The organism is Amycolatopsis sp. SID8362 (genome assembly GCF_010550475.1).
In the GTDB taxonomy this organism is placed as follows: Bacteria; Actinomycetota; Actinomycetes; order Mycobacteriales; family Pseudonocardiaceae; genus Amycolatopsis; species Amycolatopsis eburnea.
Map to the genome: position 1 here is coordinate 1 of NZ_JAAGNB010001702.1, position 478 is coordinate 478.

General features: G+C 77.4%; 2 pseudogenes. Both read right to left on the reverse strand.

Features of this window, described 5'->3' with window-relative positions:
• A pseudogene (locus G3I65_RS52050) lies at nt 1-190 on the reverse strand (copper resistance protein); the annotation flags it as partial.
• A 2-nt stretch (nt 191-192) separates the two neighbouring features.
• Nucleotides 193-478 (reverse strand): annotated as a pseudogene (locus G3I65_RS52055) (hypothetical protein); the annotation flags it as partial.

Below are 478 nucleotides of genomic sequence, written 5' to 3' on the forward strand. Positions count from 1 at the left end.
GCAGGCCGAGCCCGGCGAGGGTGCCGAGCAGGCCGAGGAGCCAGCCCGTCACCAGCACCGAACGGGCGCCGCGGTGCCCGGCGCCGTCCGGCCAGAGCACGGCGAGGAACAGCAGCCCGCCGGCGAACAGCGTCAGGCCGGCGTAGTCGGTGGTGCGGGCGAGCACGTACCACGCCTTGACGGGATCCACGCTCACCGTCCACTCGGGACGGTCGAGGCCGGGATGCCGACCGCGCCGGCGGGCACCATGGCCGGTTCGAGACCGCCGTCGGTGGTCCGGCAGTAGCCGAGGACGAGCGCGCCGGCGCCGTCCGGGCCGGTGACGCCGAGGCCGGTGGTGAGGGCGCCCAGCACCGGCAGGCCGCCGACGGTGTCCAGGACCTGTTGCACCGCACCGGGTTGGCACGCGGGGACGTCGGTGCCCGGCGGGGGCGGCGTGGTCCCCGGTGGCGGCGTCGGTGCCGGTGTCGGTTCCGGC